Here is an 11256-nt window from a genome sequence, read left to right on the forward strand (position 1 = left end):
GCCCTCAGCCAGGCCGACATTTTTTGTTCGAAGTTTTTGTCAGGCCCGTTTGACGGACAGAATCTTCACGTAGGTCGCCAGCATCTGGCCGACCATGGCCGGATTGTCGGCCTTCTGCGACTTGGGCATGACCAGGATGCGTTTGACGATGTCCATGCCTTCGACCACCTGGCCGAAGGCGGCGAAGCCCGCGTTGTCGCCGGTCGCGGCCGGGTTGGCGTCCAGATAGCCGGCGTCCCCGACGCAGATAAAGAAGTCGCTGGTCCCGGTGCCCGGCGCATATCGGGCCAGGCTGACCGTGCCATCGACGTGCTTCAGCCCGGTCTGGGTGGTCGGCTCGTGGGCCACCGGCGGGATCGGCTTGCCGGGCTTGGCCCCGCCCTGGACCAGGCCCATCAGCGGATTGGTCGACACCGCCATGCCGCGATAGATCTCGCCGCCGTTGTAGCGACCGGCGTCGACGTATTTCAGGAAGTTGGCCACCGTCAGCGGGGCCTTGTCGGCGAGGAGGTCCAGCACCAGCGGGCCTTCGCCTGTGGTTATGGTCACCCGAACCACGCCGGGGGTCGCGGTCTGGGCCAGGACCGGTGTGGCGGCGGCGGCGGCGAGGCCGGTCAGGACGGTGCGGCGGATCATGGCGGTCTCCTTGAGGCGAATCCTAGCCCGAGGGTCGCCTGCCTGACTACCGCCGGATGTTGGCGATAATCTGCGCCGCGAAGTCCACGTCCGCCTCGGTGTTGCGGAAACTGGGCGTCAGCCGCACATGCCGCGTCGCATAGGGCGCCGCCGAGCCGATCACCTTCGAACTGCGTAGGCGCCGCACCACCGCGTCCGCCGACAGGCCCGGCAGGTCGAAGCTGACGATGCCAGCGCTCAAGGCCGGGTCCATCGGGGTGCGCAGCACCACATGCGGCATCTGGCTGAGCGCCAGCTTCAGCCGGCTGGCCAGACTGCGGGTCCGCGCCGCGATCGCCGCCTTGCCGACCATGCCGTGGAAGGCGAAGGCCTCGCTCAGAGCCCAGACATGCTCGAAGGCCTTGAAGCCGCCCGGGGTCATCCGCGCTCCGGTGGTCGCGCCCGGATCGTAGCCGCCCAGCCAGGCGCCGTAGGCGTTGGGGGCCAGGAAGCTGGGGATGGTCGGCTCGAAGCGGGCCAGGCTGTCGGGGCGAAAGTAGACCACGCCGGTGCCGCGCGGTCCGAACAGCCACTTGTGACAGCCGGCGGCCAGCACGTCGGCGCCCAACTGGTCGAAGGTGATGTCCTCGACCCCGAAGCCATGCACCCCGTCGACGATCAGCAGCACCTTGCGGCCGGGATCGCGGCCGGCGTTGACGCTCTTCAGGGCCTGGGCGATCTCCGGGATCGGCATCTTCAGCCCGGTCGAGCTGTGCACCCAGGTCAGCGCCAGCACCCGCGTGCGCTCGGTGATGGCGGCCATCAGCCGGCCGACGATCTGGGCCTTGCTGGTCGTGGCGGCCTGGTCGAACAGGCTGATCTTCTTCACCGTCGCCCCGCTGCGCCGCGCCGCCAGCCGCAGGCTCTCGTGGGTGACATAGTAGTCGTGGGTGGTGGTCAGGATCTCCTCGCCGTAGCCGACGAGCAGGCCGTTGTAGACAAGCCCGATGCCGCTGGTGGTGCTTTCGGTCAGGGCGATGGCGTCGGGGTCAGCGCCGAAATAGAGCCCGGCCGCCCGCCGCGCGGCGTTCTGCAGGGGGCGGTTGTTGGCCTCCAGATAGGTGACCGGGTTGGCGTCCAGGGCGTCTCTGTGACGGGCGATGGCGTTGCGCACGATGCGGGGATGGCTGGCGAACAGCATCGCCGACAGGTTCACCCAGCTCCAGTCCAGGGCCCACTGGCCGCGCACCCAGTTCCAGTCGACGGTGGCTGGCGGCGGCTCCATCGGCGGTGGCGCGTCATGGTGCTCGGGCCCGCCGAAGTCGGGATCGCTGTCGGGCGGATCGCCCGGACCGGGGGCCTCCTGCGCCTGCGCCATCGCCGTGGCGGCCAGCGCCAGGCCGGCCCCGCCCAGCAGGCTTCTGCGGCTCATCGCGCCGGTTTGCGTCTCGTCGGACATAACCCCTCCGTCCCCCGGCGGCCAACCTTTCAGGCCGGGCTCATGTCGGCATCAAGTTTCTGGCGAGGCGGGAGTTCCATCCGGCCCTTTCCTTCCCCTCCGTCAAAGAGTCATGTTGCCCGCGCGGGAGAAACGAGAACCATGACCGACACCCTTCGAATTCCGGACGAGATCGCCTTCAAGGCCATCGACCCCAAGGCCTACGCCGACGGATCCGTGCATGAGGCCTTCCGCTGGCTGCGGGAAAACCAGCCGCTCGGCCGGGCCGAGCTGGAGGGGGTGGAGCCCTTCTGGCTGGTGACCAAACATGCCGACATTCTGGAGATCAGCCGCCAGAACGACCTGTTCCATTCCGGCGACCGGCCGACCACCTTCACCACCAAGGAGGCAGAAGCCGCCGTGCGCCAGATGACCGGCGGCAGCCCGCACCTGGTGCGCACCCTGGTGCAGATGGACGCCCCCGATCACCCCAAGTACCGGGTGATGACCCAGTCCTGGTTCCTGCCGCAGAACATCCGCAAGCTGGAGGACCGCATCCGCCAGATCGCCCGCGAGCACGTCGACCACATGGCGGCGCTGGGCGGGGAATGCGACTTCGTCAACGAAATCGCGCTGTTCTATCCGCTGCGGGTGATCATGGAGATCCTCGGCGTGCCGCCGGAAGACGAGCCCCGCATGCTGCGCCTGACCCAGGAGCTGTTCGGGGCCCAGGACCCGGAACTGAACCGGGACCGCAAGGAGGCCATGGATGTCGCCGCCGGCATGGAAATGATGCAGGGGATCATCGCCGACTTCTTCATGTATTTCAAAGGCATCACCGACGACCGCAAGGCCGAGCCCAAGGGCGACGTGGCCAGCGTCATCGCCAACGCCCAGATCGACGGCGTGCCGATCAACGACTTTGAGGCGATGAGTTACTACGTCATCGTCGCCACCGCCGGCCACGACACCACCTCGTCCTCGACGGCGGCGGCGATCTGGGGCTTGGCGGCTAATCCCGAGGAGTTCGCCAAGGTCAAGGCCGACCCCTCGCTGATCCCCGGCCTGGTCGATGAGGCGATCCGCTGGATGACGCCGGTGAAGCACTTCATGCGCTCAGCCACCGAGGACACCGAGGTCGCCGGCCGGAAGATCGCCAAGGGTGACTGGCTGTGGCTGGCCTATCCGTCAGGCAACCGCGACGAAGAGGTGTTCAACGACCCCGACGCCTTCCGCGTCGATCGCAAGGACGGCAAGCACCTGGCCTTCGGCTACGGCGCCCACCTGTGCCTGGGCCAGCATCTGGCCAAGATGGAAATGCGCATCCTGTTCGAGGAAATGCTGCCACGGCTGAAGAGCCTGTCGCTGAACGGCGAACCGAAACTGGCGCAGGCGAACTTCGTCGGCGGTCCCAAGACGCTGCCGATCAAGTACGAGATGGCCTGACGCCGGCAGAGAGATACGGGGACACTATACCTATCTCATTTCGCTGCACGACCGCCGCACCGCCGGTGACGAGATAGGTATAGTGTCCCCTTATCTCGGTGGGGTTTGCCCCAACGAAAAACGGCCCCGGATTGCTCCGGGGCCGTCTTGAAGGCTGACCGCCGAACTTTAGTTCGGCTTCGCGGCTTCAGCGGTGTCCGAGACGGCGTCGCCGGCGGCCGAAACGTCTTCGCCGGCGCCCTTGACGGTGTTGCAGGCGGCGGTGGTCAGGCAGGCGGCCATGGCGGCCAGAACGATCAGCTTACGCATACGGAATTCTCCTGTTGGTCGCCCCCAAAACGCAGGGCTGGATAACTTGCGGGAGAAGAACGTCAGGAGCTTGGGCGGGTTCCCGCCCATCGTCGGTCAGGCGACAGATTCTGGCGTCGGGAACACCAATGTCACAGTCAGGCCGCCGGCCGGATTGATCGCCATCTCGGTGCGGCCCCGCAACTGGCGCGAAAACGCCGTCATCAGGGTGCGGCCGACACCCTTGGCTTCGAGGGTTTCCATCGGCGGACGCAGGCCGCCGCCGTCGTCGGAGATGTTCAGCATCGCCTCCGGACCATCGACCTTGAAATCCACCGTCAGCGTCCCGCCGTGATCGGCCAGGCCGTGTTTCTGGGCGTTGGTGATGGCCTCGACGGCGAACAGGGCGATCGGCGCCAGCTTGTCCGGATCGATGATCAGCCTATCGGCCCGCACCTCCAGCCGCACGGTGCCGTTGGCGGTCTCGGTCATCATCAACTGGGCGGTCAGTTCCTCGAGGAAGGGCCGCAGGTCGGCATGGCGCAGGTCGCTGCCCTGGTAGAGGGCGCGGTAGATGAGGGCTAGCGCCGTGATCCGCTGGCGGGTGTCGTTGATCGCCTGGCGGGCGCCGGGGTCGGTCAGGGCCCGTTCCTGCATCGACAGCAGGGAGGAGATGACCTGCAGGTTGTTCTTCACCCGGTGGTGAATCTCGCGCAGCAGGTCGTCCTTCTGGGTCAGGTTTTCCTGCAGGGTGGTGTCGCGGGCGACGATGGCGGCGGCCATCTCGTCGAGGGTCTCGGCCAGCTGGCGGATCTCCGGCGGCGCGGCCTCGGCCTGCAGCGGGCGGACGGTGAAGCGGCCGCGGGCGTAGATGTCGGCGATCCGCTGCAGATAGACGATCCAGCGCACCACCGCCTGGTCCGCCGCCCAGAACACCGCCAGCAGGGCGACGCTGAACGCCAGCAGGGGGAAGACCAGCCCCGACAGAGGGTCCAGCCAGGAGCTGGAGAAAATCCCCTTCGACGGCGCCGACAGCACCACATAGAGATCGCCGTAGAGCGGGGCGATGGAATAGACCCGCTCGCCGTCGGCCGCCCCCGGGGCCGTGATCAGCGCCCCTTCAGGGGCCTTGGCCTGGTCGACCCAGGCCTTGGGAATGAGCGGGAAGGCCTTGGGCTGCGAGGACGAGAGGATAGCGCCGCTGGAATTGACCAGGGCCACCTCGGCCCCCTTGGGCAGGGCCCGGCCCGCGGTTTCCGGCCGTAGGCTGCTCAGGGGAATGACGGCGGTCAGCACGCCGTCGGGCGAGCTTCCGCGCACCGAGGCCAGCAGCACCGGCTCCGGCGCCAGGGTGCGGCTGGTATCGACAACGGTGGTTTCGGACTTGCCCTTGAACAAGTCGCTGAACCAGGGTTGGTCGCGGCGCCGCGGATCGGCCGGCACGCCGGCGGCGGAACAGGACACCCGACCGGTGGCGTCGAAGCGGATCAGGTTGGCGTAGCCCGGCAGCCGCCGGGTGATGTCGTGCAGCCGGTTGGCGCAGTCGAAGCCGACCACGCCGGGGGCCAGGGTTTCCAGCAGCACCTGGCTGGCCTGCATGCGGGCCGTGGCGCGGGCGACGCTGCGCTGCGCCGCCCTCTGAAGCTCGCCGCGCTGTTCGGACGCCTCACGGCGAAAGGAGAGGGCCGACTGCACGGCGCCGAGCAGCAGCACGGGAATCAGCGCCAGGGCCAGGGCCCCGGCCAGGCGCGCGCGGATGGTGCGGGCGTCCCCGGCTCCTTTCTGTATGGGAGCGGGGGCGACCGCGTCCTCGGGCTCATCCGGCCCGAGCCGTCCGCGAAGAAACCGCTTCACCGTGAGGCGGCGCTCAGGCGTTCGGCTTCACCCAGGATGGACCCCATGGCCTCGCCAGCCGCGCGCCCGTCGCGACCGTAGGCGCCGGCTTCGAGAATGCCCTGCACGGCCTTGCGGGCCCGGCTGACCCGGCTCTTGACCGTGCCGACCGCGCAGCCGCAGATCTCGGCCGCTTCCTCGTAGGCGAAGCCGCCGGCCCCGACCAGGATCAGCGCCTCGCGCTGCTCCGGCGGCAGGATGTTCATCGCCTGGCGCAGCTCGTCCAGGGCGACGGGGGATTCGGGATCGTCGACCGCCATCAGGGTGCGTTCGGCCGCTTCCTGGTCCAGTTGCGTCGAACGCCAGGAGCGGCGCTTGTCGCTGTAGAACTGGTTGCGCAGGATCATGAAGGTCCAGGCCTTCATGTTGGTGCCCAGCTGGAAGGATGCGCGGGCGTCCCAGGCCTTGATCAGGGCGTCCTGGGCCAGGTCGTCGGCCTGGGTCGCGTCCCCGGTCAGGGTGCGGGCGAAGGCGCGCAGATGGGGAATCAATGTCACCAGGTCTTTCTGGAAGACATTGTCGCGGGCGGCCCCGGTCAGGGAGGCCAGTTCTTCGGAGGCGCTCAAGGCTATCGCTCCCCGGACGGGTTGCCGCTGTCAGCGCGGCGCAGGATGTCCAGGAATTCGTCGGGCACCGGCTCGTTGACCACCTCATCGAACATCTGGCGCAGTTTCACGCCGATGGCGCGCTGACGCAGGCGGGCTTCGTCGAGCCCTTCGGTGGCGGCCCGGCGACCGGGCGGGTTCTGTTGCTGATCGATCATGCCATCGGCGTCCGAAGACGCAGCTTCCCCGTACTTGCTGGTTCTGTCCCGCTTCAACGCAGTCCACCCCCTCAGGTTCCATTGTCCCCGGCCGGAGAAGTTTCCTGCGGGTATGATGACGTAAAGTTCCAACGCGTGGAACCATCGTTGCGTTCCGCCCGTTAGCAGCCCAGGTTCACTGTGGATGCGTCCTGGCGCCTCCATCTGTGCGCCCTATGTTTTTCGAAGACCAATATGAGACGGAGGGGTCATGAGTCTTCTCGCCCGACTGGCGCCGCATCTTCCCTATGTTCGCCGCTACGCGCGCGCCCTGACCGGGAGCCAGCAGACCGGCGACCAGTACGTCCGCGTCGCGCTGGAGGCCCTGGCCGCCGGTGAACAGACGCTGCCCGAGCAGCTGTCGCCGCGCGTCGCCCTCTATCATGTGTTCCACGCCATCTGGGGCACCTCCGGGGCCCAGCTGGAGGATCGCAATCCCGACCAGGAGAGTGGCGGCGCCCCCGCCGACCGCCTGATGCGGATCGCCCCGCGTTCGCGCCAGGCCTTCCTGCTGACAGCGCTGGAGGGTTTCACCCCCAGTGAGGCGGCCCAGATCCTCGACACCGGTTATCCGGACGTCGAGCGGCTGATCGCCCAGGCCCAGGCTGACATCGACGCCGAGCTGGCCACCGACGTGCTCATCATCGAGGACGAACCGGTCATCGCCGCCGACATCGAGGCGCTGGTCCGCGAGCTGGGTCACAATGTGATCGACATCGCCGCCACCCGCACTGAAGCGCTGGAAGCCATCGCCAAGAAGCAGCCGGGCCTGGTCCTGGCCGACATTCAGCTGGCCGACGGCTCTTCGGGCATCGACGCGGTCAAGGATATCCTCGGCATGATCAATGTGCCGGTGATCTTCATCACCGCCTTCCCCGAACGCCTGCTGACCGGCGAGCGTCCGGAACCGACCTTCCTGATCACCAAGCCCTTCCAGCCGGAAACGGTGAAGGCGGCGATCGGCCAGGCTCTGTTCTTCCATCCGGGCCGCCAGAAGATCGCCGCCTAGGCGATCTTCAAACCGAGACTGAAGATCGCCGCCTGATCGGAACCCAGACATGAAGAAGGGGCCGTCCTCGCGGGCGGCCCCTTTTTCGTGTCTGGCCGTTCTAGGACGCCGGAGCGCTCGGGCCAGGATCGGCGGCGGGCGGCGTCGCCTGACCCTGCACGGCCTCGCGGGTTGGCGGGACCTGGGTCTTCTGGGCCTCGCTCAGATCGCCGGACCGCATGCCCCAGGCCGCGAACAGCGCCAGAGCCGCCAGCAGGGTAGAGCCGATCAGCACCCAGAACACATGCCGGCCCCAACGGCCCTGGCGGACCTCGGTAGCGGGGATGTGGACGTGATCGCCCTCGGCGTCGTGGACTACTTCGGCCATGTTCGGCTCCTTCCGAAGAAAAATCTGCGCCGAAAACTCGACGCCCTCGGATGGGAAAACGTTTTCGAAACAACGACGTTCCGCATGCGGGCGCGATCGGCCGAGCGGCCGACAAAAAAACCGGCGAAAAAATCGCCTCAGCCGGGAACGCTCCGTCAGCTTCGGTGTTTTCTCTTTGCGGAGGCGGCGACGCCCCCCCCGACTTGAGGCTCACCACAGTGAGCCAGCCGTCTCCGCACCCCTATTCTCGATGATGCAAAACTCGAAGAGGGCGGATCCGGAAGGGTCCGCCCTCTTTTTTCATGCGCGCCGCTGGCGCCCTAATCCCGGCAAGCGGGAGAAGGGCGGTCCGCTCCGCTCAGGTCCCCGGTGGCGACAGCCGCAGGATCACTTCGGCCCGCCGGCGCAGCGGCATCGCCGCCCCGGCCGGGGTCAAGGCACCACTGTCGCCGACGGCCATCACCCGCACGTCCTTCATGCCAAAGCCCATCAGCGTCTTGGTCACGGCGGCGGCCCGCTGCTCGGACAGCTTCATGTTGGCTTCGGGCGTGCCGACCGAGTCAGCCAGGCCGGTGACATCGACCCGATCAATGTCGCAGCCCCTGGCCCGGGCGGCGGCGCCGCGCAGCACCGCCCTGCTCTCGCGGCCGATCACCGCCGAGGCCGGCTCGAAATAGATGGCGACATTGACCTCCTCACAGCGTGTGAAGCGGGCGACCTCGGTCTTCGGTGTCGTCTTGCAGGCCGTCAGCGCCAGGACGGCGATGCCCAGGATCAACAGGTTGCGATGCATCTCTTACCCCTCCATGCCCCACGGGGCGTTAGGAACGCGGCTGGCCGTCTTCCCAGAAATAGGCCCCGCGTTTCTGATCGAAATAATAGTACCGGCCACGCTTCTCATCGAAGTACTGGCGCCGGTTGACCCCAGTGGGCGGCCGCGACGGCGCGGCCATGCTCTCCCCGGCCGGCGGCGGGGGCGGCGGCGGAACACTGGCGCAGGCGGCCAGGCCCAGCAGGCTGACACCGACGACAAGGATCAACGACAGGCGCAAGGAAACCTCTCGGGCAAGCGCCGGGGTTCGCCCCATGGCGCACCCCGTTCTTCACCCAACGCCGTTACAGGGTCAGGGGTTCCATGTCGGGAACCCGCCGGAACTTCCGCGCCGCGGCTTCCGTTCTGTTCCGGAAACCCCCATCGTGCGGAGGACATCATGAGACTGTTCCAGAGCAAGGCCGTGCCGGCCATCAATCACGACCATGGCGAAGCCCATGGCCACAGCGACGCCGAACTGCGCGCTGCCTACGAGCGCGGTCGCAAGGAGGAGCGGGCCCGTCATCGCCGGTCGCCCTTCCTGGTGATGGGCCTTGTGGCCGTCGCCCTGATCGGCGGGACCTCGCTGGTGCTGGCCGCCAAGGAGGGCTCGTTCCGCGACGGTGGGGCGCTGATGGACGCCGGTGTCACCACCGCCGCCCGCGAGGCCGTGCCGACGATCAAGAAGGGCGCCGAGGCGGTCCAGGATCGTCTGTCCAGAGACGCTGAGGCCGCCAACACCAAGCCGGCGGGCTGACGGATGGAGGGGGGCAAGACGCCGGTCCGGCGCAAACCTGCAACGAAGAAGACGCCAGAGGCGGCAAAGCCCGAGGCGCCAAAACCCGAGGCTGAAGCGCCCGCCCGGCGCCGCGCCATCGACGGCATCCGCAAGGTGGAGGTGATCGCCAACCCGTTGTCGGGCAGCGTCGGTCCCAACGCCTGCGAAGAGGCCACGGCCATCCTGGAGGCCTGGGACCTGGAGGTGAACGTCCAGCGCTGCGAGGCCGGCAAGCTGTCCGAGATCATCGCCAACGCCCTGGCCAACAAGCCGGACCTGATCATCGTCATCGCCGGCGACGGCACTGCCCGCGCCGTGGCCGAGGCGGCGGGCCCGGATGGGCCGCTGGTTGCCCCCCTGCCGGGCGGCACCATGAACATGCTGCCCTTCGCCATCTACGGCCAGACCACATGGCCCGAGGCGCTGGAGGGAATCCTGGCCGACGGCGTCGAGAAACGCATCTCCGGCGGCACGGTCGACAAGCACAGTTTCTATGTCGCCGCCATTCTCGGATCCCCCGCCCTCTGGGCCAGGGCCCGGGAGGCGGCGCGCCACGGCAAGTTCTGGCTGGCCTTCCAGCGGGCTCGCCGGGCCGCCGAGCAGGCGTTCAGCGGCCGGCTGAGGTTTTCCCTCGACGGCGCCGCCCGCCAGAAATCCGAAGCCCTGACCTTCATGTGCCCCCTGGTCTCCAAGGCGCTCGACAATGACGCCAACGGCCTGGAAGCCGCCGCGCTCGACCCGACCGGCGCCCTCGATGTCTTCCGCCTGGCGGTGGCCGCCGCCGCCGGTCAGTGGCGAGCCGATCCGTCGGTCAATGTCACCCTGGTGCGGCAGGCCTACGCCTGGGCCGGCGGGCCGATCCCGGCCATTCTGGACGGCGAGTCCGTGCGGGTCGGCCGCACCGCCCTGGTCCGCTTCAAGCCCAACGCCTTCCGCGCCCTTGTGCCGCGAGGTGAGGGGGCCGACGCTTGAGCAAGCTGCGGCTCTTCCACGCCTCCGACATCCATTTCGGCGGCGAGAACCAGGCGGCGGTGGCCGGCGCGGCGCAATGGCTGGCCGACAACCCGGTCGATCTGGCCATTCTGTCGGGCGACCTGACCCGCGAAGGACAGCCCGGGGAATTCGAGGCCGCCCGCGCCTGGATCGACACCCTGCCGTGCAAGGTCGTGGTCACGGCGGGCAACCACGACGTCCCCTATTTCAACATCCCTTACCGCGCCCTGATGCCCTGGAAGCGCTTCGACCGCTGGATGGGCGACCTCAAGGCCCCGCCGCCGCTCGAGGGCCTCAGCTATGCGGGGATCAACACCGCCCGCGGCGTCCAGCCCCGCGCCAACTGGTCCAAGGGCCAGATCAGCATGGTCCAGGTCCGCAAGGCCATCGGCCGCATCCGGGGCGGCCAGCCTGGCGACTTGAAGCTGGTCACCTGCCACCATCCGCTGGTCGAGGTGGTCGGCGGCCCGATGACCGGTAACGTCTGGGGCGGCTCTACGGCAGCCGAGGCCTTCACCGTGGCGGGGGCCGATCTGGTCCTCACCGGCCACATCCACACCCCGTTCGTCCACGCCTACCCGTTCGGGGACCAGCGCACCTACGCGGTCGGGGCCGGCACCCTGTCGATCCGCGAACGCGGCGTCGCGCCCAGTTTCAACAGCCTGGAGATCGAGGCCGAGTGCATCACCGTCACCGCCATGGCCTGGCAGGGGACGCGGTACGAGCCCTTCCGCACCTGGCGGGTGGACCGGCGGCTCAGCGAATCCTTCTCCCGCTTGTCGGGAGAAGGTGGCCGCGAAGCGGTCGGATGAGGGC

General features: G+C 68.2%; 14 protein-coding genes. 5 read left to right on the plus strand and 9 right to left on the minus strand.

Annotated elements, in window-relative coordinates:
• Positions 1–39 precede the first annotated feature (39 nt).
• The gene (locus O5I81_RS01645; RefSeq protein ID WP_271067203.1) at positions 40–636 is read right to left on the minus strand and encodes a peptidylprolyl isomerase; all 597 of its coding nucleotides are present in this window, start codon (positions 634–636) and stop codon (positions 40–42) included.
• 46 nt (positions 637–682) lie between these two features.
• Positions 683–2074, minus strand: coding sequence for an aminotransferase class V-fold PLP-dependent enzyme (locus tag O5I81_RS01650; protein ID WP_271067204.1), 1392 nt, complete (start codon positions 2072–2074; stop codon positions 683–685).
• A gap of 141 nt (positions 2075–2215) precedes the next feature.
• On the opposite strand from O5I81_RS01650, the gene O5I81_RS01655 reads away from it, so the two are divergent.
• Positions 2216–3499 (plus strand): cytochrome P450, encoded by a 1284-nt coding sequence (locus tag O5I81_RS01655; protein WP_271067205.1) that lies wholly within the window; start codon positions 2216–2218, stop codon positions 3497–3499.
• Between the two features lie 168 nt (positions 3500–3667).
• Here O5I81_RS01655 and O5I81_RS01660 read toward each other — a convergent pair whose 3' ends face one another.
• The 4 genes from O5I81_RS01660 to O5I81_RS01675 form a co-directional block, all read right to left on the minus strand.
• Positions 3668–3808, minus strand: coding sequence for an entericidin A/B family lipoprotein (locus O5I81_RS01660; protein ID WP_271067206.1), 141 nt, complete (start codon positions 3806–3808; stop codon positions 3668–3670).
• A 96-nt stretch (positions 3809–3904) separates the two neighbouring features.
• Positions 3905–5641, minus strand: a complete 1737-nt coding sequence (locus O5I81_RS01665) for a sensor histidine kinase (protein WP_271067207.1) — start codon at positions 5639–5641, stop codon at positions 3905–3907.
• Positions 5638–6246: a sigma-70 family RNA polymerase sigma factor gene (locus O5I81_RS01670; RefSeq protein WP_271067208.1), complete on the minus strand. Its 609-nt coding sequence runs from the start codon at positions 6244–6246 to the stop codon at positions 5638–5640. The genes O5I81_RS01665 and O5I81_RS01670 overlap by 4 nt, the downstream gene beginning before the upstream one ends.
• A gap of 2 nt (positions 6247–6248) precedes the next feature.
• Positions 6249–6443 (minus strand): NepR family anti-sigma factor, encoded by a 195-nt coding sequence (locus O5I81_RS01675; RefSeq protein ID WP_271067209.1) that lies wholly within the window; start codon positions 6441–6443, stop codon positions 6249–6251.
• Positions 6444–6693: 250 nt separating this feature from the next.
• Between O5I81_RS01675 and O5I81_RS01680 the strand changes: the two genes are divergently transcribed.
• Positions 6694–7491 (plus strand): response regulator, encoded by a 798-nt coding sequence (locus tag O5I81_RS01680; protein ID WP_271067210.1) that lies wholly within the window; start codon positions 6694–6696, stop codon positions 7489–7491.
• A 100-nt stretch (positions 7492–7591) separates the two neighbouring features.
• Here O5I81_RS01680 and O5I81_RS01685 read toward each other — a convergent pair whose 3' ends face one another.
• The 3 genes from O5I81_RS01685 to O5I81_RS01695 form a co-directional block, all read right to left on the minus strand.
• Positions 7592–7858 carry a hypothetical protein gene (locus tag O5I81_RS01685; RefSeq protein WP_271067211.1) on the minus strand — a complete coding sequence of 89 codons (267 nt, stop codon included), beginning with the start codon at positions 7856–7858 and terminating at the stop codon, positions 7592–7594.
• 358 nt (positions 7859–8216) lie between these two features.
• Positions 8217–8651 (minus strand): OmpA family protein, encoded by a 435-nt coding sequence (locus O5I81_RS01690; protein ID WP_271067212.1) that lies wholly within the window; start codon positions 8649–8651, stop codon positions 8217–8219.
• 28 nt (positions 8652–8679) lie between these two features.
• On the minus strand, positions 8680–8910 hold the full coding sequence (locus O5I81_RS01695) for a hypothetical protein (protein WP_271067213.1): 231 nt from the start codon (positions 8908–8910) through the stop codon (positions 8680–8682).
• 159 nt (positions 8911–9069) lie between these two features.
• On the opposite strand from O5I81_RS01695, the gene O5I81_RS01700 reads away from it, so the two are divergent.
• From O5I81_RS01700 to O5I81_RS01710, 3 genes are read left to right on the plus strand one after another with little or no spacing between them, the layout of a single operon-like run.
• Complete coding sequence (locus O5I81_RS01700; RefSeq protein WP_271067214.1) at positions 9070–9426, plus strand: hypothetical protein; 357 nt, start codon at positions 9070–9072, stop codon at positions 9424–9426.
• A gap of 3 nt (positions 9427–9429) precedes the next feature.
• Entirely contained in the window at positions 9430–10419 is a 990-nt protein-coding gene (locus O5I81_RS01705; RefSeq protein WP_271067215.1) for a diacylglycerol kinase family protein, read from the plus strand.
• The gene (locus tag O5I81_RS01710) at positions 10416–11252 is read left to right on the plus strand and encodes a metallophosphoesterase (protein ID WP_348637278.1); all 837 of its coding nucleotides are present in this window, start codon (positions 10416–10418) and stop codon (positions 11250–11252) included. Before O5I81_RS01705 ends, O5I81_RS01710 begins: the two co-directional genes overlap by 4 nt.
• The last annotated feature ends 4 nt before the right edge of the window (positions 11253–11256 follow it).

Source organism: Caulobacter sp. NIBR1757 (assembly GCF_027912495.1).
Classification (GTDB): Bacteria; Pseudomonadota; Alphaproteobacteria; order Caulobacterales; family Caulobacteraceae; genus Caulobacter.